Genomic DNA, 18154 nt, shown 5'->3' on the forward strand with positions numbered 1-18154 from the left:
CACCCTCCCGGGGGGCAGTCGTCGGGTAGCCCGACGACGATGGCGTCTCTCGGGGAGTCCACCCCGCCCAGCCACCTCGGCGAACACGCGCCCGACGGTACTCGTCAGCGCACGCAGACGAATACAGATAAGCAAATTCATTTAAGAACTTCACTACTGGTTCAGCAACTACTTTTATAATACCTCCTCGATAAAACGTCCTATGGTCACTACCTTGGTGATCGGAGCTATCCTCACGCTACTCGCCTGGATCGGGCTACTAGTCGCTGTCATCCACGGTAAATACGTAGTTGACAGGATCGACGCTGGGGAGTACGAGAAGGGGCCGTTAGATCGCTCCAACGGCGGTGAGTCGCGTGAGTAACGACGAGGGGCTTCCCGGCCATCACGAAACCGAGGATCTGGCCCGCGATCTCTCCCTGTTCGATATCACGATGATCGGCATCGGTGCGATGATCGGTGCCGGGATCTTCGTTCTCACCGGACTCGCCGCGGGACAGGCCGGCCCGGGACTCGTGATGGCGTTCGCCTTCAACGGCTTCATCACGATCTTCACCGGGATGGTGTACGCAGAACTCGGATCCGCTATCCCCGAGGCCGGCGGGGGTTATCTGTGGGTTCGCGAGGCGCTCGGCCGATCTCAAGCGTTCCTCGCGGGATGGATGTCGTGGTTCGCTCACGCCGTCGCCGGGTCGTTGTACACGCTCGGCTTCGGTGCGTTCGTCCATCTACTCATCACGGACTACTTCGGTGTTCGACTGTTCCAGCCGATCGACCTGCTCGTTATCACCGTCGGTCCGGAAAAGATACTGGCCGCCTTCGCCGGTGCCCTGTTCGCGTACATCAACTTCCGCGGGGCGAAAGAGACCGGCCTCGCCGGTAACGTCGTGACGCTGGTCAAGGTCACGGTCATCATCATTCTGATCGCATTCGGGCTCGGTTACATCTTCGGGCATCCTGCGGAAGCGTCCGGGCGGTTCCGACCGTTTCTCCCGCGCGGGTTCGGTGGCGTCTTCATCGCGATGGGGCTGACGTTCATCGCCTTCGAGGGCTACGAGATCATCGTCCAGTCCGGCGAGGAGGTCGTGAATCCGAAGAAGTCGGTGCCGAAGGCGGTCTTCTACTCGATGGCCATCGTCGTCACGATCTACATGCTCGTGGCGATCGTCCTGATCGGGTCGGTCGCGGTCACGTCCGAGTTGTTCCAACTCGCCCAGGCAGGGGCCGCGGGCGGCGGCCACGGAGCGGGAAACCTCCCCGAGATCCCTTCCAGTATGGAAGACGCCGCTGTCTGGGAGATCCTGGGCCATCTCGGTGAGTTAGGGCTTGCCCGCGCCGCCGCGCAGATCATGCCGTTCGGAACGATCATCATCCTCGTGGCGGGGATCTTCTCGACGCTGTCGGCCCTCAACGCGACGACGTACTCGTCGACGCGAGTGTCGTTCGCGATGGGACGCGATCACGTCCTCCCCGACGCGTTCAGCGAAGTACATCCCGAGAAGCGAACGCCGTACATCGCGACCGCACTCTCGGGGGCGCTCATCGTCTTCATGGCGGTCGTGCTTCCGATCGAGGCGGTCGCAGCCGCGACGGACGTGATGTTCCTCCTGCTGTTCCTGCAGGTGAACTACGCGGCCATCGTGATACGCCGACGGTGGGGCGACCAGATCGACTACGGCTACGTCATGCCGTACTTCCCGTACGTCCCGATCATCGGAATCCTCACCAAGCTCGCCCTCGCGGTCTACCTGTTCAACTACAGCCCGCTGGCCTGGTACGGCGCGATCGCGTGGATCCTCGTCGGCGTCGGTATCTTCTTCCTCTACTCGCAGGGTCGCGTTCGCGAGACGGAAGCGAGAGAGGAGACGCGCCTCATCACCGAGGAACGTGCGCCCGAGGACCGTGGCTACCAGGTCCTCATTCCGATCGCGAACCCGAATCACGCGGAACAGCTCGTCCGGGTGGGTAGCGCAGTCGCTCGACGAGCGGACGGCGAACTGCTCCTCACGAGCGTAGCGACCGTCCCCGAACAGACGCCGCTCTCCGAGGGACGCCGCTACGCCACCAGACAGCGAGAGTTACTCGAGGATGCGATGCAGTACGTCCCGGACGACGTGCCAGCCCACCGCACGGTGACGATCGGACACGACGTCGCGAAGAGCATCAACAACGTCGCGTATCAGCGCGACAGCGATCTCGTGCTGCTCGGCTGGCGGGGCCAGCGTAAACGGGTCTCCGACTACGCTCTCGGTTCGATAATCGATACCGTCGTCGAGGAGGCCCCGTGCGACGTGTCCGTGATAAAGACCAGCGGTACGTCCCTGTCGCGCCGCGTGCTCGTGCCGACTGCCGGCGGTTCAAACGCGGAACTCGCGGAGCACTTCGCGGCCGCGTACGCGGAATCCGGTGCCGAGGTGACGCTCTTTCACGCGGTAACCGACGGTGACGTTGACGGTGCCACGTCGTTCCTCACCGATAAACGAGCGGCGCTGGCCGAGGAGGGCGTCGACGTCGACATCGCCGTCGAAGAGGGCGACGATATCGCGGGGACGATCCTCGACCATGCCCGCGACGGGAGCTTCGACTCGATCGTAATCGGCGCGGCCGGGGAGGGAATCCTTCGGCGTGCGCTCTTCGGCGAAGTGCCGGAGACCGTCGGCGCGGCGTTCGATGGAGAAGTCGTCATGGTCCGGAAGCATCGACCCGTACAGTCGGCCGTAAAGGGGTTCATTCGAAAGTGGGTTGGGCGAGGTGCGAAGGCGACGCATCTGGCTGAATCGCGCGCGTAACAACTACCGCCGGAGCACTCGACTACGACGTCGAGATGGGACTACCGATCGTCTTACCTCTTCTCTCCGAAGGCATCGAGCGTTTCTTTGTCGAGTCCGCTCCGACAGAAGACCGTCACCAGGTCGTCCGACCGGACCGTCGTGTCTCCCCGCGGCGTCAGTATCGTATCGTCTCGCTCGATCGAAACGACCAGGATGTCCGGGTGGATGACGCCTCGCTGGTTGGCCTCGCTCAGGGTGAGCCCGGCGATCTCGGCGTTGGCGGAGACCGTCAGTTCGACGACTTCCGCGCCCCCGCTCAACTTCATGAAATCGGCGATGGTGTGGCCGTCGCGCGACGTATCCGGGCCGAATTTGTTATACGGGAGGATCTGCTCGCTCTGGAGCAAGTTCTCCTCCTCGATCTCGAGACCGATGCTAGAGAGGTCGTTCGAGACGCGGGTCAGTTCCTGAATGTCGTCACCGACGGCCGTCACGTGGAGGTTGCTCTGCCCCTTCATGAGCTGTCGAACCCCCACGACTCCGGGGATCTCGGCGACCTGTTGGTAGAGGCGGTCCCGGTCGGGAACCGGGCTCGTGCAGATGTAGAGGTTCGTTAGGCGGCCCTCCGCGCGCTGGTAGTCGATCAGCGCGTGGTATCCGCGGATGATCCCCGCCTCCTCTAGCCCCGCGATCCGGTTTCGGATCGTCCCCGCCGAGACGTTCACCTCTTCTGCGATCGCCGGAGCCGAGGTCTCGCGAGCATTTTGAGCCAACCGGTAGAGGATGCGTTTGTCGACTTCGTCCAGTCTGTCGCTCATGTGTCGCCCTTTCGTCTACAGCGAAATAATCGATTTGAACCGACACGCACTCCACCGCGTGTATTTATTGACCGATCACCTCAGCTATCCACTCACCAACAGCCACCGTTGTTGCTGATTCGGCCGCCCATTCGATAGCCTACGGGATGTAAGTTCGGCGGCGTCCGTTCACCGTTCGTGTTCGAATCAGCCACGTACCGAACGTGTATCGAACACCGGGACGCCGATACAAGGCATTGCCCCGCGCTCACAGATGGCCCACCCGATTACACGGTCACGTGTCTGTCGTAGACTGCTCTGTACAGTAGGTATGAAACAAAAGTGATCAGATAGAGGACTGCGAGTCCGACCGTGAAGACTGCCCTACCTACCACAGCAACAATGAGTACGACTACTGGACCAGTGATCACCAGCGAGTCGTACATTCGGTCGTCTGCCCCTGATTCGAAAACCTGCTTGATGACGGGGAAATTCGTGAATGTCATCGAGAACGCGTTTATGGGGTTTCGGAATGCGCCGACGGTGCTCGCCGCTCGCCCCGTCAAATCTGGAGCACCCAAGAACCCGGGGTTGAAGTAGATAGTCCACGCGATGAAGAGGAACGGCAACGACCCGAACAGCGCGACAAAGAACCACCCCGAGGCTGCAATCACCATCCCGTGGAGTTTCCCTGGCTCCGGAGCGTCGGCGAAGTGACTCGATAGGACGCGACCGAGGAGATACGGAATCAACCCTCCGACGAGGAGCGACGGTATAGCCCAGAATTCCCCCCAGACGAGAGGGACGGCGACCGACACCAACATCATCGCGGCGAGTGCCTGAAGCATCCGTCCTACGTCTCGTGCGACCGTTCGGGCAGTGGTCGTCATCGTTCGTCCATCCACTTCTTCCGTCTGGACGCTCCAGCGTGGTCTTCGTAGTGCCCGAACACATCGGTCACCTCCGGCGTCGCTCCCCGAGCGGAGTAGACGGTCAGGAGGTCACCTTCGTGTATCACCGTGTTTCCCCGCGGCGTTATCGGGTTCTTCTCTCCGCTTCGCTCCACGGCGACGACGAGTATGTCCTCGGGCAATAGCCCGTTCTCTGCCGCTTCGTCGAGTCGCTTCCCTGCGACTGGTGCCGAGTCCGCAACGCGAATCTCGAACACCTCGGCCGTCTCTCCGACTCGCATATAGTCGACGATGGTGGGGCGCTTCACCGCCCGGTAGAGGTACTCCGCGATGAGGCGCTGGGGGTTCTCTATGGTGTTCACGCCAACCTGATTAAATAATGACATATGTTCGGGATTATGGACGACTGAGACGACGTCGGGTACGCCAAGCTCCTCGGCGAGTAGACAGATCATGATGTTCGTAGCGTCCTCGTCAGTCGTCGAGATGATGGCATCGGCTCTCTGGGCGCCGGCATCTTGGAGCGTGTCTTTGACCGTCGCGTCGTCGTTGATGACGAGACAGTCAAACTCTTCCGCGACTGTCTCCGCCTTCGAACTGTTTCTCTCTATTACGACTACCTCGTTCCCTGACGCAGTAGCAATGTCGATGAGGGGTCTCCCGATGTTCCCTCCTCCGACAACGATGATATACATGAGATGTGATTGTCGAAGTCACATTGAAAGGGCATCGATTTGCTCATCGAGAAACAATAGGAGATATAATTACTCGATGAGTAGATCCATAGGGAAGATTAAGTATGGGGGGACCAAGCAATCACTATGGTAGACGACCCGATGCCGGGGGACGATCCGGCCCTCCCGGAGCACCTCGTTACGGCGCTCGACGGTCTCGAGCGCCACGAACTACGGGAGGTGGTCCACTACGTCCAGCGTCGGATACGTGAGCTACAGTCGCCCGTTTCGGACGAGATAGAAGCAGCGCCCGGGGAGGAGATCATCACGGTCGAAGAACGACCGGGGTACACGGAGGTGATAAAGCGCGAACCGTGCGGCGAGGACTGTTCGGACTGCCCACACGGCCCGTACCTGTATCACGTGTACGAGGAGGTCAAACCTGACGGAAGCCCCTCGCTCCACTGGGTGTTCCTCGGACGGGTGTTCCGCCGTGACGACCACCGCGATTGAACTACGCTGACTGCCGACGCGGACTCGCCGGCTCTCGGTGCGAGTCACGCTGCCCTTGGGGCCGGTGAACCCTCGGTACGTCGTTCCGGCGGCCGATCGGGTGAACAGCGACGCCGCCGAGGCGATCGCGGTCCCGGCGGGAAGGACTCGATGCGGAGCGGTTAGATACCGCTGACGCCCTTCCGGTACTCCTCGACGTGTTCGAGGGCGCGCTCGACGTGATCGGAACCCTCGCCGGCGTCGTCCGCCAGTTCGCGCAGGATGTTCATGTGTCGGTCGAGCCGGCCCTGGTCGGGGCCGCGCTCGGCGCTCGCGAGCGTGGCGAGTTGGTCGGCCTGCCCCTCGATGCGATCCCGGATCTCGCCGTCGGCGGTCGACGCGGCCTCGCGCAGCTCGTCGCTCGCCGCCTGTAGTTCCTCTCGAACCATGACGGCCGCTACGCGACCGTCCGACAAAACCGTTGACCTCGGCTCACTCCGCGATCTCCCGGCGCACCTCGCGGATGCGGTCGACCGCCCGCTCGACGTGATCTGCCCCGTCGCCCGCGTCCGGCGCGAGTTCCTCGAGCGTCTCGATGTGCGCGTCCAGTCGATCGCGGGGGGGCGGCCCCTCCGCGCTCAGCTTCGTCAGTTCGATGACCTCCCCGTGGAGTCGTCGTTCGATCCGTCCCTCGGTCCATCCGGCGGCGGTCACGAGTTCGCGCCTCGCCGCCCGAAGCGCTGATCGGGACATACGCGCCCTTCGGGCGCGCCGGCTATATTTCTTTGCCATATGGTAGCAAGTATCTAATACGCGACCGTTACGGTGAGCTGTCGGGCGTGACGCCCGCGGCCGCCAGTCGTCCCTTGAGCGTCGCCCCGTCGACGAGTTCGACCTTCGACGCGTTCGCGGCCGCCGCCGCGCGCTCGTCGAAGGTCCCGGGTCGGACGAGCGCGGCGCGGTCCGCGCCGTGCAGCCCGCGCGCCCGGTCGAGTTGCTGTACGGTCCCGGCGGACACCGAGCTGTCGGCGCGCTTCACCGCGACGACCGTCCGCGTCGATCCGATGAGCTTCGACCGGACGGCGACGTATTCGACGCCGGCCTCGCTGTTCGGCGGGGTCCGCTCGATCGTACACCCCTCAGCCACGTACAGCGCCCGGACGAGCCGCTCCAGGTCGTCGATCTCGTACGCTTCGAGGTCCACCCCCTCCCACGCCCCCGCGTCGCTCGCGCCGCCGCCCCCGCCGAGAAACGATCGGAACCCCCCATCGTCACTCATGCGCACACTGTCGCGTCCGGGGATAAACTGTTTTCGCCGGGTACGTCTCGCTCCGGACCGCGGCGTTCAAGTCAGGTTGGGATAATCACACGGCAGTGGCGATCACGTTCGACCTCTTCGGAACGCTCGTCCGGGCGACGACGCCCGGCGACCCCGCCCGCGCCGTGGCCGACGAGCTGACCGCCCGCGGCGTCGCCGTCCCCGACGACTGGGGGGCGGCCTACCGCGAGCCGCACGTCGACGCGCCGGGGGGCGCGGAGGTCCCCCTCCCCGCGCACGTCGCGGCGGCCCTCCGCAGTCGGGGGGTGGACGCCCCCGCGAACGCCGCCCGCCGCGCGGTCGTCGCCGCCTTCGACCCCGACGTGGAGACGGTACCGGGCGCGCCCGGGGCGGTCGCCGCCGCGGCCGCCCGCGGCCCGATCGCCGTCTGCTCCAACTGCAGCGTCCCGGAACTCGCCGCTCGCGCGCTCGTCCGCGCCGACGTGGACCGGGCGCTGTTCGACGCCGTCGTGACGAGCGTCGCCTGCGGCTGGCGCAAGCCCGACGCCCGGATCTTCGAGGCGACCGCCCGGACGCTCGACGTCCCCCCCGACTCGCTGCTCCACGTCGGGGACGACCCCCGGACGGACGCCGGCGTCGAGGCCGTCGGCGGGCGCTTTCTCGACGTGGCCGACGTACCGCTGACCGAGTTTCCCGACTGGCTGGAGGGGGGGTAGATGTCGCTCGCGGCCGCCGGCGCGGTCCTGTTCGCCTGGGCGCTCGACGCGCTCCTCGCGGAGCCGCCGGCGCGCCTCCACCCCGTCGCCCGGTTCGGCCGTCTCGTCGCCCCCTTCGACCGCGAGTGGGCACGCCCGCGGCTCGTCGGCGGGTGCGTCGCCGCCGCGCTCCCGCTGCTCGCCGCGGGCGCGGCGTGGGGCGCAGTGCGTGCCGCGTCCGCGCTCGATCCGCTCGCGGGGGCGCTCCTCGCGGCCCTCGCCCTCTTCTCCGCGACCAGCCGCAGGATGCTCGTCGACGTCGCCCGCGAGGTGGTCGCCGCGTCCGCCACCGACCTGCCGCGCGCGCGGCGCGAACTGCGCGCGCTGGCGGGTCGCGATTCGACTACCCTCTCCGCCGAGCAGGTCCGGAGCGCCGCCGTCGAGAGCGCCGCCGAGAACCTCGCCGACGGGCTCGTCGCGCCGCTGCTCGCGTTCGTCGCGGGGTCGCTCGTCGGCGGTCCGGCCCTCGGCGCGGGAGCCGCCGCGTGGGTGAAGGCGGTGAACACCCTCGACTCGATGCTCGGCTACCGCTCGAAACGGGTCGGCACCGCGAGCGCCCGTCTGGACGACGCGGTCATGTGGCTTCCCGCCCGCGCGAGCGCGCTCCTGCTCGCGCTGTCGGCGCGCTCGCCCGCGGCGCTCGCGGCCGCGCGGCCGTGGCTTCCGGGCGTCCCCTCGCCCAACTCCGGGTGGCCGATGGGGACGCTCGCCGCGGCGACCGGCGCGCGCCTCGAGAAGCCGGGCGTCTACGCACTCAACCCCGACGCCCCGCTCCCCTCGCGGGCCGCCGCCGAGCGGGGGATCCGCGTCGCGGACCGGGCCGCGCGCCTGGCGTTCGCGGTGTCGGCGCTCGCGCTCGCCCTCCCCGCGCTCCCGGGGGTGATCGGGTGGTCCTGACCGCGCTGTCGGGCGCGCTCGGTTTCCTCTCGCGGCTCCCCGTCGGCCGCACCGAGGCGGCGTGGGAGGCCTTCCGGCGCGCGCCCGTCGCGTTCGTGCTCGCGGCGTACCCCATCGGCGCGCTCGCGGCGCTCCCCGTCGCGCTCGCCGGCGCGCTCTCGCTCCCCGCGCCGACGGTCGCGTTCGCCCTGCTCGTCGCGCTCGCGCTCGTGACGGGGGTGAACCACGCCGACGGCGTCGCCGACCTCGGGGACGCGGCGGCGGTCCACGGCTCCCCGGCGGAGCGCCGCGCCGTCATGAAGGACACGACCGTCGGCGTCGGGGCGCTTCTCGCGCTCGGGACGCTCCTCGTCGGCCTCGCGCTGGCGGGCCTCGCGCTCGCGGCGCTCCCGCCGCTCGCGCTCGCGGGCGTCGTGATCGCCGCGGAGGTGGGCGCGAAGCTCTCGATGGCGGCCGTCGCCTGCCTTGGCGAGGCGACCCACGACGGTCTCGGAGCGGGATTCACCCGCCGCGCCGACGCCGCCCAGTTCGTCGGGCCTGCCGTCGCCGCCGTCCCCGCGCTGGCGCTGACCGGCCCCTCCATCGCCGCGGCGGGGGCCGTCCTCGCCGGCCTCGCGGGCGGACTCGCCGTCCTCTGGTGGGCGCGACGGGCGCTCGGCGGCGCGAACGGCGACGTCTTCGGCGCGGCGAACGAGGTGGGGCGCGTCTGCGCGCTCCACGTGGGGGTGATCCTGTGGACGCTCTCCTGATGTGCGGCGGGCGGGGTACGCGCCTCGGCCGCGGCGAGAAACCCCTCGCCGAGGTCTGCGGCGAACCGATGGTCGCGCGCGTCGCCGCCGCCTGCGCCGACTCGCGCGTCGAGGCGACCTACGCCGTCACCTCTCCGCACGCCCCCGAGACCGCCCGCGTCGCCCGCGAGCGCCTCGACCTCCCGTCGATCGAGACGCCCGGCGAGGGCTACGTGGCCGATCTCGACCGCGCGCTCGCGGACTCGCGGGTCGAGCCGCCCGTCCTCACCGTCGTTGCGGACCTCCCGCTGCTCGACGGGCCGACGCTCGACGCCGTGCTCGACGCGGCCGCCGAGCGCGGGTCACTCGCCGTCTGCGTCCCCGCGTCGCTGAAGCGCGCCCTCGGCGCGAGCGTCGATACCGCGTTCGAGCACGAGGGGCGCGAACTCGCCCCGACCGGCTGCAACGTCGTCGCCGCCGACCCAGACTCCATCATGATCACCGAAAACGACCGACTCGCCGTCAACGTGAACCGTCCGAGAGACGTCCGAATCGCGGAGGAGCGATGCGACTAGTCCTCGTCGCCGGGGCGACCGAGGTCGCCGCCGTCGAGGGGATCAGCGCCGCCGGGGCGCACCCCGCGCTCATGCGTCACACGCCGAGCGCCGACGCCGAGATCCTGACCTACGGCGCGCCCGTCGCCGCCCCGGACGGGACGACCCACCCGACGCCGGTCAGCCCGGAGGGCTGTCCGACGCCCGCGGTGATGACCCGCGCCGCCCGCGAGGTGCTCGGCTTCGACGCCACCGTCGTGGACGCGGGGCTCGCCGCGCCGACGGGCGCGCCGGTCGTCCCGCTCGGGGCGGAACCGGGGCGCGACGTGCGCGCCCCGGAGGCCGTCCCCGACGCCGACGGGATCTTCGACCGCGCGCGCCGCCTCGGTCGCTCCCTGCCGGGACCGCTCGTCCTCGCGGAGACGATCCCCGGCGGGACGACCACCGCCCTCGGGACGCTCACCGCGCTCGGCTACGACGCGGGCGTCTCCTCCTCGCTCCCCGAGAACCCCCTCGAACTGAAGCGCGAGGTGGTCGCCTCGGGGCTCGACGCCTCGGGGCTGGAGCCGGGCGACGCCGCGGACGACCCGCTGCTCGCCGTCCGGGCGATGGGCGATCCCGTCCTCGCCGGCGTGGCCGGCCTCGCCGTGGGCGCGCTCGATTCGGGGACCGAGGTCGTCCTCGGCGGCGGAACGCAGATGCTCGCGGCGGCCGCCGTCTGTAGAGCGTTCGCGGACGGGCCGCTCGAACTCGCCACCACCTCCTTCGTCGCGGACTCGACGCCCGACCTCCGCGGGGCCTGCGCCGCGCTCGACCTCGACCCGACGATCACCGATCCGGGATTCACCGACGAACACGTCGCGACGCGCCACTACCTGGCGGGCGTCGGCAAGGAGGGCGTCGGGATGGGCGGGGCGCTGGCGCTCGCGGCCGAGCGCGGCGCGCTCCCCGCGGTCCGCGACCGGATCCGGATCGTCTACGACCGCCTGCTCGCGGGCGCTGGCGCGGACGCGGGTGAGGACGCACCCGCACCCGGCGCGACGGACGCGGGGACCGACGATGGACGCTGATAGCGTCGACGCCGTCGACCGCGTGCCCCACGGGAGCGACGATTCGGTCGACCTCGACCTGAGCGCCAACTGCAACCCGTTCGCCCCCGACGGCGCGCGCGCGGCGTACGACCGGGCGTTCGACGCGTCCCGGACCTACCCCCGCGACGACTACCCCGCGTTCCGGCGGGCGGCGGCCGACTACGTGGGGTGCGATCCCGGGCGGGTCGTGCCGACGCCGGGCGGCCTCGCGGCGATCCGCCTCGCGGTCGGCGTGACGGTCGCGCCGGGCGACTCGGCGCTCGTCCCGTACCCCTCCTTCGGCGAGTACGCCCGCGAGGTGCGCCTGCAGGGGGGCGTCCCCGAGTTCGTCCCGCACGCGGACCTCCTCGACGCCGACCCCGACGGGCGCGCGCTCGCCGTCATCTGCGCGCCGAACAACCCGACCGGCGACCTCCCCGATCCCGACCGCCTCGACGCCTTCCTCGACCGCTGTCGCGCGGCGGGGACGCCGCTCCTCGCGGACGAGGCGTTCCTCGACTTCACGGACCGCCCGTCGCTCGCGGGGGCCGACGGGGTGATCGTCGCCCGGTCGCTGACGAAGGTGTTCGGCCTGCCCGGCCTCCGCGCGGGGTTCGCCGTCGCCGACGGCCGCCTCGGGGAGCGCCTGCGGACGGCCGTTCCGGCGTGGGCGCTCGGGACGCCCGCCGCGCGCGTCGGCGCGCGCTGCATGCGCGAGGAGGCCTTCGTCCGCGAGACGCGCCGCCGGGTCGCCCGCGAGCGCGAGCGCCTCCGCGAGGGGCTCGCGCGGCACTTCGAGGTGTCCCCCTCCGACGCCCCCTTCCTGCTGTGCGACGTCGGGAGCGACCCCGCGCCGTTGCTCGCCGCCCTCCGCGAGCGCGGGATCGCCCTCCGGGACGCGACCACGTTCCGGGGGCTCGACTCGCACGTCCGCGTCGCGGTGCGGACGGAGGGAGCGACCGACCGCCTGCTCGACGCGCTCGCGGAGGTGGACGGTGTACTCGACTGACGCGAGCGAGGGGGTGTGTCGCCTGCGGGCGGACCGACGGGTCCGGTGGCTCTCCTCGGGGTGGCGCGGGGGCTTCCGCGGGGCGCGGGCGGCGTACAACGTCGGCGTCCCCGAGGGATGGCCCGAGGTGGACCTCGACGAGTACGGCCGATCGCGCCGCGAGCGGGCGGGGTTCGACGCCCCCGGTCCGACGCTCTTCACCGGCGTCGACGCCCGCCACGCCCGCGGGGCGCGACTCGGCGGGGTCGTCTGTCTCGCCACGGCGGGCGTCTCGAACCCCGCGGCGCTCCCGATGGAGCCGCGGAGGACGGCGGAGGCGACCGTCCGGGCGGCCCCGATCGACCCGCCGGACGCCTCGTCGGACGCCTCGCCCGCCGACGAGCCGCCGGGGACGGTGAACGTCCTCCTCGGCGCGGAGACGCCCCTGACCGACGGGGCGCTCGCGTCGCTGCTGGGGGTGGTCGTCGAGGCGAAGACGGCCGCGCTGCTCGCCGAGACGGGCTTTCCGGGGACGACGACGGACGCCGCGGCGGTCGGCTGTCCGCCGGGCGACGATCCCGACCCGTTCGCCGGCAGCGCCACCGCGGTCGGCGGCGCGGCGCGGGCGTGTGTCAGGGAGGCCGTCCGGGCGAGCCTCGCGTCGCGCTACGCGGAGGACGGCTGGGAACTGCCGGGGACGGTCGCGGCGGCGGAGTACGGCGTCGTGACCGACGAGCGGGCCGCGGTCTTCGAACTGGAGTGAAGACACGCCACGGCGTCAGGTCGCCGTCCGCTCCGCCCGCTCCGTCTACCGGTCGCCTTCTCCGTCCGGCGAGCCGTTCGAACGCCGGGGAACCATGCTAGGTTACTACAGAACTGATTTGTAACCGGAATGAGTTACTCATCGTATGGACCGACGGAGGTGCCTCCAGGTGCTCGGTCTCGGCGGTGTGCTGTCGGTTGCCGGGTGCACCGGCGGTTCCACTTCGGTCAGGGAGGCAACGGCGACCGAGGGGACGTTGACGCTCGCGACCGCCACGACCGCACACGACAGTGGCCTGCTCGGGGCACTCACTCCGGGGTTCGAGGAGACCTCCGGTGCGTCGGTGAAGACGGTCGCGCGCGGGACCGGCGCCGCCCTTCGGATCGCCCGTGACGGCGACTGCGACGCCGTCCTCGTCCACGCCCGTCCCCTGGAGGACGAGTTCCTCCGGAGCGGATACGGTATCAATCGACGGACGGTCATGGTCAACGACTTCCTGATAGTTGGCCCGACAGACGACCCAGCGGGCGTGTCCGGACGGACCCCGGTAGCGGCGTTCCGCGGCATCGCCGGGGCGGAGGCGACGTTCCTATCGCGGGGCGACCGCTCGGGGACGCACCTCCGCGAGCGCCGATTGTGGGACGAAGCGGGTGTCGACCCCTCGGGGTCGTGGTACCGGGAGACCGGCCAGGGGATGGGTGACACGCTCGTCGCCGCCGGACAGGCGGGGGCGTACACGCTGACCGACCGCGGGACCTTCCTCACGGTGAGCGACGAGGGCGTCCTTGCGGCCCACGTCGACCACGGCATCGACGATCCGCCGCGACTGCTTCGAAACGAGTACGCGATCATTCCCGTTAACCCTGCCCGACACGACGTGGCGTATCCGCTCGCAATGGCGTACGTCGGCTATCTCACCGGTCCCGGTCAGTCGCGCATCGGTGGCTTCCGAGTGGGTGGCGAGCGAGCGTTCCGTCCCCTCGGCCCCGCCCCGGAGCCGAACTTCCGACAGTACGTCCCGACCGATTGGCGCGGATAGCGGACCGAGAGAGACCCCGTGGCGGGCGTTCAGCCCGAAATCCGTCCGCTCTGGCCGACTCGACCTTTAGCTGGGCGAGATGTACTCGGCGCTCGCGTACTACCACGAGCATGCGGAGGGGGTCCGAGGCTCCGCCCATGGCGGTCAATAATTTGAGGTGGGAGAACGATTATCTACTTGGGGTGCTGATATCCAGAGATGGGAACGAGTGGCTCCGCGGACGACTCGCGCGGCGCTACGACGTGGAAGGAGCACACTACCGCGTTCGACCGCGTACAGAGCGTCGCGCTCACCGTGTCTGAGCCTCACACCGCATCGTGGGTCGCCGAGGAGGCCTTCGTCGCGGAGAACACCGCACGTCGCCACCTCACCCGACTCGCCGAGTTGAACGTGCTCACCGCCGATACCGACGGCGATGCGACGACGTACTATCCGGATCCAGTATACGTGCGTACTCGGGAGTTACGGTCGCTCGTCGATGAACACGACCGAGACGAACTCACCAGCCTCGCCGTGGACCTCAAAGTCGACATCGAACGGTGGCAGGACGAGTACGATGCGGTAGTGCCGGACGACGTCCGCGGCGGCGTGGCCGCCGGAGATGTGTCCGCAGAGGAAGCCTGCGAGCGTCGGCGCGTCGTGAGCGACTGGGAGCACGCCCGGTACCGCCTCTCTCTCATCGAAGATGCGCTCGAACGCTACGCCGAGTTCACTGCGCGCCTAGCGCCGGTATGAGCCAGCCAGTATCGGGGCGCGAGGCCGTCGCCGCAGTCGCAGACGACGGTCGAGATTCGACGCGCGATCTCGGCCAGGAACGCCACCGTATCCTCCGTGAATTGCGACGCGAGCTCGAACGGCATCCGGCCGTACAGCGAGCACGCGGCGTTCCGGACGGAAAATTCCGCGAACTCCACGCCGATCTCGACCCTACGGCACTCGGTCGCGGTGCCGAGCGTGCGACGCTTCGCGTTGCGTGGTGGCCTGCACCCGACGACCCGGGATTCGCGTTTCATTACAGCGACAGTACGGGCTTCGACTGCGGTTGGCATCGCGAACCGAATCCACACGTCGAAGGGAAGACACACTATCAAGAGCGTGATGCGCCCGACGGCTACGAGTACGAGACGGCTACCTTCGGTGGAGAGACGCCGTCACGAACACTCTGGGCCGTTCTCGATCGACTCACCGATCGTCTGTGACCCTCGATACCGATCAGATCCGTCCGACCCGATCCTGAAACGCCCCCGCCACGTCGTACAGCGCCCGCCGGCGGTGGCCGTGCATGACGTAGTGGTCCGCGCCCGCGAGTTCGTGGTACTCGGCCTCGTCGTCCGGACTTCCCAACTCGTCGTAGAGCGTCGTCGCGTCCTCGCGCACCGAGATGGCGTCCGCGCTCCCCCGGATCACGAGCGTCGGCACCTCGACGTTCGCCGCGTCGTACGGCGGCTCGCCCCGCCCGCAGTCGTAGTAGTCCGCGAGCGCCCCGGTCTGGGCGAGGTAGCGGTCCTCGTCGACGCCCTGGTTCGACTCCACCTGCGTCCGCCAGATCGCCTCGAACAGCTCGTCGGCCTCCCCCTGGCGCTCCTTCACCGTCTCGTACTCCTGGTAGTAGTACGCGCCGAAGTCGGGATCGACGCCGAGCGCGGCGAGGCCCTCCTCCACGTCGTAGGGGACGTTGTAGACCGGCGCGACCTGCGTCAGCGAGCGCGCGTCGGGCGCGTCGCGCTCGACGAACCGCCCGCAGGTGTTCGTTCCCCAGGAGACGCCGACGAGGTGGACCGCGTCGTACTCCTCGCGGACGACCGCGTAGGCGTCGGCGATGTCGTTCGCCGCGAGGTCGGCGCGCACGGGCGGACCGTTTTCCCCCGGTGGCTCCTCCAGTTCGGGCGGGCGCTCGGAGTCGCCGTACCCCCGCACGTCGAGGGCGAACGCCGTCCGACCCGAATCGGCCGTCGCGGCCAGCCACGAGTGGGAGTCGTCGCCGGTCACGGGCGGGTCGAACAGCGCCCGCGAGCAGGTGATGCTCCCGTGGACGTAGAGGACGGCCTCCTCGGCGTCCGCGGCGGTCCGTTCCCAGAGGTTCAGCGCGAGGCCGTCGCGGGCCTCGACGGTGTGTGCGATCGGGTCCACGTGCCGTGACACCGCGCCGGACGACGAAAAGCGCCGGGGTGTGACACTTCGTGTCAGTCCTGCACAACGACTAAGGGGGTGCCGCCGATACGAGAGGACGTGCCACGCGCCCGACTCAGGGCGCCGGTGCTCGCACATGACCGCGTTCAACCACATCCCGACGCTCGCCATCCCGGTCAGCGGGGGGTATGTGGTCGGCGCGGCGAAGCACCGCTGCACTCGGTCCACCCGTCTCGCGTAACCGGACGGCGACGCCCCGTCCGTACGGTGTCGGGTGGGACCGAGTGCGCCAGCGTTCTCCCCGACGCCACTCTTCGCGAGCGGACGCGAGTCCCCGCGACTCGTCCAGTGGGCCGCGTCCGCGTGGAGCGGCCACGCTCCGGGTTCGACCCCCGGCGGACGCCTCATGCCCCTGCATGAACTCGCGGCCACGTCGGTGGCCGTCAGGCTCTGGGTGCCCCGCGGTGCCGCCGGCGATCTCGCCGGCGGCGCGCGGAGCGTCCTCGAAGGCGTAGCGGCGATCGAACGCGTCGAATCGCTCGACGTCCGCGGCTTTCGCCCCACGGCGACGGACATCCGCGTCGACCTCCGCGCGGAGGTCGTGCTCGTCGCCGACGCGGAGGCCGCCGACCTCGAAGCGGGCTTCGGCGTCATCGAGGCGGAGGCGACGGTGGAGGCGGAGGCGTGACCTCGCTCGCGAACTCGGGTCGCGCGTTCCGCCCGCCGGTCGGGAACCCATACGCAGGTTCGACTCCTGCCGGAACGCCTCGCCCGCGGCCGATTCACTATCGTCGGTCGCGGCGCTGGCGACCCTGACCCCGCGCCTCCGCAGGACGCCGTCGACGCGGTCCGTCGTCGCTGGCGCGATCGGACCGACACGGTCGGGCGAGTGTACGACGTCGTCCTCGGAATCTCGGAACCGACGCCGTCTCCCCGCATCGCCGAGCGCGCCGAGTGCTCGCCGAACGCGGCGAAGAAGCACCTCGACCGCCTCGCGGACATGGGAATCGTCCGGGCCGATCGCGGGAGTCGCCCGGTGCGCTACGAGCGCAACGACGCCTACCTGGAGTGGCAGGAGGCCAGCCGAATCGCCGCCGACCTCTCGATCGACGAGATCGTAGAGCGCGTCGGGCGACTCGACGCCGCGCGGTACCCGCCGACGGTCGAGGCCGCTCGGCTCGACGTTCGGTGGTTCACGAGCGGCGACTTCTCCGTCCAGTACGTCGAGACGGCGGCGAACGGCGCGCGCTTGACCTGTCGGTGGGATCGCCACCCCCACTCGCACGACCCTCGGCTTCACTTTCATCGACCGCCCGACGGAACGAGCGTCGAGGGCCTCTCGTTGGGGTCGATCCACCCGCTCGACGTCCTGTCTACGGTACTCGCGGCGGTGGAACGGCGGGTTGCACAGCGGTGGGACGCCGGCGAGGAGTAGCGCCGGACGACGGGGCGCGGTCAGTCGTCCGCCGTTCACTCCCTCGCGTCCACCAGTTCGTAGCTCACGTTGTGCTCGCGCAGGCGGTCGGTGTGCGCGGAGCGCTCGCGCGCCGTGAGCACCAGCAGGACCGACAGCCCACGCACGGCGGCCTCCTGCACCCCGAGTGCGGTTCCGAAGCGCACGTCGGGTTCGCGCCCCGCCCGCCTCACGGCCGCGAGCGCCTCCGTCCCCGCGACGGCGACGAGATCGTGGTCGGCGGCGAGGGCGGCGAGGCGGTCCGCGTCGATCGCGCGGCTACCCCCCTCGCGGACGCCGGGGAGGACGACGACGGTCACCCGTCCCGGTCGGTAGTCGAGCAGTCCCTCGAACTCCGCGACGCCGACGTCCTCGCCCTCCTCGGCGTCGGTGATGGCGACGGCTAGCGCGCCGTCCGTCCCGCCGGGGATCGCGTGGAGCGTCCCGTCGCGCATCGAGAGCGTGACGCGATCGCCCGTTCTGACGGCGTCGTCGGCGATCGCCGTCTCGGATTCGACCTGGCCGATCACCTCCTCGGTGACGAACTCCGTGTAGTCCCGCAGGTCCTCGGTCCGGGAGATGAGCCAGTCGACGCCCTCCTTCGTCACCTCGTAGCGTCCCCGGCCGTGCTTCTCGACGTACTCGGCGTCGACGAGGTCGCGGACGTACTCGCTCACCGCCTGCGCGGTGACGCCGACGGCGTCGGCGATCTCCTGCTGGCTCACCGCCGGCTGGCGGGCGGCGATGGCGACGAGGATCTGGTAGCGCGAGGCGTCCCGCTTGTTCCGCAGGACCGAGACGTCGCGGTCGCCGTCTGTCATACCTCCCTTTGTGTCCCCCCGCGCAAGTAGTT

At 69.5% G+C, this 18154-nt stretch carries 23 protein-coding genes; 15 read left to right on the plus strand and 8 right to left on the minus strand.

Annotated elements, in window-relative coordinates; all coding sequences use genetic code 11:
* The first annotated feature begins 202 nt into the window (after window positions 1–202).
* The gene (locus P1K31_RS12325; RefSeq protein ID WP_276303620.1) at window positions 203–364 is read left to right on the plus strand and encodes a hypothetical protein; all 162 of its coding nucleotides are present in this window, start codon (window positions 203–205) and stop codon (window positions 362–364) included.
* The gene (locus P1K31_RS12330) at window positions 357–2789 is read left to right on the plus strand and encodes an amino acid permease (RefSeq protein ID WP_276303621.1); all 2433 of its coding nucleotides are present in this window, start codon (window positions 357–359) and stop codon (window positions 2787–2789) included. The genes P1K31_RS12325 and P1K31_RS12330 overlap by 8 nt, the downstream gene beginning before the upstream one ends.
* A 53-nt stretch (window positions 2790–2842) precedes the next feature.
* Here P1K31_RS12330 and P1K31_RS12335 read toward each other — a convergent pair whose 3' ends face one another.
* From P1K31_RS12335 to P1K31_RS12345, 3 genes are all read right to left on the minus strand, one after another.
* Complete coding sequence (locus P1K31_RS12335) at window positions 2843–3589, minus strand: Lrp/AsnC family transcriptional regulator (protein WP_276303622.1); 747 nt, start codon at window positions 3587–3589, stop codon at window positions 2843–2845.
* 266 nt (window positions 3590–3855) lie between these two features.
* Window positions 3856–4416 carry a hypothetical protein gene (locus P1K31_RS12340; RefSeq protein WP_276303623.1) on the minus strand — a complete coding sequence of 187 codons (561 nt, stop codon included), beginning with the start codon at window positions 4414–4416 and terminating at the stop codon, window positions 3856–3858.
* A 38-nt stretch (window positions 4417–4454) separates the two neighbouring features.
* Window positions 4455–5174: a potassium channel family protein gene (locus P1K31_RS12345; protein ID WP_276303624.1), complete on the minus strand. Its 720-nt coding sequence runs from the start codon at window positions 5172–5174 to the stop codon at window positions 4455–4457.
* Between the two features lie 126 nt (window positions 5175–5300).
* Between P1K31_RS12345 and P1K31_RS12350 the strand changes: the two genes are divergently transcribed.
* Entirely contained in the window at window positions 5301–5666 is a 366-nt protein-coding gene (locus P1K31_RS12350) for a hypothetical protein (RefSeq protein WP_276303625.1), read from the plus strand.
* A 161-nt stretch (window positions 5667–5827) separates the two neighbouring features.
* Here P1K31_RS12350 and P1K31_RS12355 read toward each other — a convergent pair whose 3' ends face one another.
* The 3 genes from P1K31_RS12355 to P1K31_RS12365 form a co-directional block, all read right to left on the minus strand.
* Entirely contained in the window at window positions 5828–6094 is a 267-nt protein-coding gene (locus P1K31_RS12355; RefSeq protein WP_276303626.1) for a DUF7553 family protein, read from the minus strand.
* A 43-nt stretch (window positions 6095–6137) separates the two neighbouring features.
* On the minus strand, window positions 6138–6398 hold the full coding sequence (locus P1K31_RS12360) for a DUF7553 family protein (RefSeq protein ID WP_276303627.1): 261 nt from the start codon (window positions 6396–6398) through the stop codon (window positions 6138–6140).
* Between the two features lie 67 nt (window positions 6399–6465).
* Window positions 6466–6924: a restriction endonuclease gene (locus P1K31_RS12365; protein WP_276303628.1), complete on the minus strand. Its 459-nt coding sequence runs from the start codon at window positions 6922–6924 to the stop codon at window positions 6466–6468.
* 95 nt (window positions 6925–7019) lie between these two features.
* Here P1K31_RS12365 and P1K31_RS12370 point away from each other — a divergent pair, with 95 nt between their 5' ends.
* From P1K31_RS12370 to P1K31_RS12415, 10 genes are all read left to right on the plus strand, one after another.
* Window positions 7020–7640, plus strand: a complete 621-nt coding sequence (locus tag P1K31_RS12370; protein WP_276303629.1) for an HAD family hydrolase — start codon at window positions 7020–7022, stop codon at window positions 7638–7640.
* Complete coding sequence (cbiB, locus tag P1K31_RS12375; RefSeq protein WP_276303630.1) at window positions 7641–8576, plus strand: adenosylcobinamide-phosphate synthase CbiB; 936 nt, start codon at window positions 7641–7643, stop codon at window positions 8574–8576. It abuts the gene before it with no gap.
* Window positions 8567–9325 (plus strand): adenosylcobinamide-GDP ribazoletransferase, encoded by a 759-nt coding sequence (gene cobS / locus P1K31_RS12380; protein WP_276303631.1) that lies wholly within the window; start codon window positions 8567–8569, stop codon window positions 9323–9325. The genes cbiB and cobS overlap by 10 nt, the downstream gene beginning before the upstream one ends.
* A complete protein-coding gene (locus tag P1K31_RS12385) occupies window positions 9325–9879 on the plus strand; it encodes an NTP transferase domain-containing protein (RefSeq protein WP_276305744.1) in 555 nt (184 codons plus the stop codon). Before cobS ends, P1K31_RS12385 begins: the two co-directional genes overlap by 1 nt.
* The gene (locus P1K31_RS12390; RefSeq protein WP_276303632.1) at window positions 9870–10928 is read left to right on the plus strand and encodes a nicotinate-nucleotide--dimethylbenzimidazole phosphoribosyltransferase; all 1059 of its coding nucleotides are present in this window, start codon (window positions 9870–9872) and stop codon (window positions 10926–10928) included. The genes P1K31_RS12385 and P1K31_RS12390 overlap by 10 nt, the downstream gene beginning before the upstream one ends.
* Window positions 10918–11937, plus strand: coding sequence for an aminotransferase class I/II-fold pyridoxal phosphate-dependent enzyme (locus P1K31_RS12395; RefSeq protein ID WP_276303633.1), 1020 nt, complete (start codon window positions 10918–10920; stop codon window positions 11935–11937). Before P1K31_RS12390 ends, P1K31_RS12395 begins: the two co-directional genes overlap by 11 nt.
* Window positions 11924–12679 (plus strand): adenosylcobinamide amidohydrolase, encoded by a 756-nt coding sequence (locus P1K31_RS12400; protein WP_276303634.1) that lies wholly within the window; start codon window positions 11924–11926, stop codon window positions 12677–12679. The genes P1K31_RS12395 and P1K31_RS12400 overlap by 14 nt, the downstream gene beginning before the upstream one ends.
* A gap of 145 nt (window positions 12680–12824) precedes the next feature.
* Window positions 12825–13718: an ABC transporter substrate-binding protein gene (locus P1K31_RS12405; RefSeq protein ID WP_276303635.1), complete on the plus strand. Its 894-nt coding sequence runs from the start codon at window positions 12825–12827 to the stop codon at window positions 13716–13718.
* 198 nt (window positions 13719–13916) lie between these two features.
* Complete coding sequence (locus P1K31_RS12410) at window positions 13917–14453, plus strand: DUF7342 family protein (RefSeq protein WP_276303636.1); 537 nt, start codon at window positions 13917–13919, stop codon at window positions 14451–14453.
* Window positions 14450–14917, plus strand: a complete 468-nt coding sequence (locus P1K31_RS12415; RefSeq protein ID WP_276303637.1) for a hypothetical protein — start codon at window positions 14450–14452, stop codon at window positions 14915–14917. The genes P1K31_RS12410 and P1K31_RS12415 overlap by 4 nt, the downstream gene beginning before the upstream one ends.
* Window positions 14918–14930: 13 nt before the next feature.
* Here the strand turns inward: P1K31_RS12415 and P1K31_RS12420 are convergent, their stop codons facing one another.
* On the minus strand, window positions 14931–15848 hold the full coding sequence (locus P1K31_RS12420; protein ID WP_276303638.1) for an alpha/beta hydrolase: 918 nt from the start codon (window positions 15846–15848) through the stop codon (window positions 14931–14933).
* 406 nt (window positions 15849–16254) lie between these two features.
* Here P1K31_RS12420 and P1K31_RS12425 point away from each other — a divergent pair, with 406 nt between their 5' ends.
* Window positions 16255–16536, plus strand: coding sequence for a hypothetical protein (locus tag P1K31_RS12425; protein ID WP_276303639.1), 282 nt, complete (start codon window positions 16255–16257; stop codon window positions 16534–16536).
* A 99-nt stretch (window positions 16537–16635) separates the two neighbouring features.
* A complete protein-coding gene (locus tag P1K31_RS12430) occupies window positions 16636–17283 on the plus strand; it encodes a DUF7342 family protein (protein WP_379801551.1) in 648 nt (215 codons plus the stop codon).
* Between the two features lie 35 nt (window positions 17284–17318).
* On the opposite strand, the gene P1K31_RS12435 is transcribed toward P1K31_RS12430, so the two are convergent.
* Window positions 17319–18122, minus strand: coding sequence for a DUF7839 domain-containing protein (locus tag P1K31_RS12435; protein ID WP_276303641.1), 804 nt, complete (start codon window positions 18120–18122; stop codon window positions 17319–17321).
* Window positions 18123–18154: the final 32 nt, after the last annotated feature.

It is taken from the genome of Halomarina halobia, from assembly GCF_029338575.1.
Taxonomy (GTDB): Archaea; Halobacteriota; Halobacteria; order Halobacteriales; family Haloarculaceae; genus Halomarina; species Halomarina halobia.

Coding starts and splice junctions, on each gene's coding strand:
- P1K31_RS12325 (WP_276303620.1), top strand. CDS start 203: ATGGTCACTACCTTGGTGATCGGAGCTATCCTCACGCTACTCGCCTGG.
- P1K31_RS12335 (WP_276303622.1), bottom strand. CDS start 3,589: ATGAGCGACAGACTGGACGAAGTCGACAAACGCATCCTCTACCGGTTG.
- P1K31_RS12340 (WP_276303623.1), bottom strand. CDS start 4,416: ATGCTTCAGGCACTCGCCGCGATGATGTTGGTGTCGGTCGCCGTCCCT.
- P1K31_RS12345 (WP_276303624.1), bottom strand. CDS start 5,174: ATGTATATCATCGTTGTCGGAGGAGGGAACATCGGGAGACCCCTCATC.
- P1K31_RS12350 (WP_276303625.1), top strand. CDS start 5,301: ATGGTAGACGACCCGATGCCGGGGGACGATCCGGCCCTCCCGGAGCAC.
- P1K31_RS12355 (WP_276303626.1), bottom strand. CDS start 6,094: ATGGTTCGAGAGGAACTACAGGCGGCGAGCGACGAGCTGCGCGAGGCC.
- P1K31_RS12360 (WP_276303627.1), bottom strand. CDS start 6,398: ATGTCCCGATCAGCGCTTCGGGCGGCGAGGCGCGAACTCGTGACCGCC.
- P1K31_RS12365 (WP_276303628.1), bottom strand. CDS start 6,924: ATGAGTGACGATGGGGGGTTCCGATCGTTTCTCGGCGGGGGCGGCGGC.
- cbiB (WP_276303630.1), top strand. CDS start 7,641: ATGTCGCTCGCGGCCGCCGGCGCGGTCCTGTTCGCCTGGGCGCTCGAC.
- P1K31_RS12385 (WP_276305744.1), top strand. CDS start 9,325: ATGTGCGGCGGGCGGGGTACGCGCCTCGGCCGCGGCGAGAAACCCCTC.
- P1K31_RS12390 (WP_276303632.1), top strand. CDS start 9,870: ATGCGACTAGTCCTCGTCGCCGGGGCGACCGAGGTCGCCGCCGTCGAG.
- P1K31_RS12395 (WP_276303633.1), top strand. CDS start 10,918: ATGGACGCTGATAGCGTCGACGCCGTCGACCGCGTGCCCCACGGGAGC.
- P1K31_RS12405 (WP_276303635.1), top strand. CDS start 12,825: ATGGACCGACGGAGGTGCCTCCAGGTGCTCGGTCTCGGCGGTGTGCTG.
- P1K31_RS12410 (WP_276303636.1), top strand. CDS start 13,917: ATGGGAACGAGTGGCTCCGCGGACGACTCGCGCGGCGCTACGACGTGG.
- P1K31_RS12415 (WP_276303637.1), top strand. CDS start 14,450: ATGAGCCAGCCAGTATCGGGGCGCGAGGCCGTCGCCGCAGTCGCAGAC.
- P1K31_RS12425 (WP_276303639.1), top strand. CDS start 16,255: ATGCCCCTGCATGAACTCGCGGCCACGTCGGTGGCCGTCAGGCTCTGG.
- P1K31_RS12435 (WP_276303641.1), bottom strand. CDS start 18,122: ATGACAGACGGCGACCGCGACGTCTCGGTCCTGCGGAACAAGCGGGAC.